Raw genomic sequence first — 243 nt, forward strand, 5'->3', positions numbered from 1 at the left:
GCGATGAAAGACTTAAAAGATGCCAAATATCAGCTGAAGGCACTGCTTCTTCGCAACAATATAAACTATGCAGGCACTGCAAACTGGTCTCTCAAACACTTACGCTGGCTCACCGAACTGGTATTGCCACACCCCGCACAGCAAATCGTTTTACAAGAGTTTATTCAAACTATAAATGAGCGAATGGCTAGATTAGAGCGACTCGACAATGAGCTCTCTCACCATGTTTATCAATGGCGTTAC

1 pseudogene is annotated in these 243 nt (G+C 43.6%); it reads left to right on the forward strand.

The features are described 5' to 3' along the window. Nucleotides 1-243: pseudogene (locus N477_RS00655) on the forward strand (IS110 family transposase); the annotation flags it as partial.

Source organism: Pseudoalteromonas luteoviolacea H33-S, assembly GCF_001625695.1.
GTDB classification, from domain to species: domain Bacteria; phylum Pseudomonadota; class Gammaproteobacteria; order Enterobacterales; family Alteromonadaceae; genus Pseudoalteromonas; species Pseudoalteromonas luteoviolacea_B.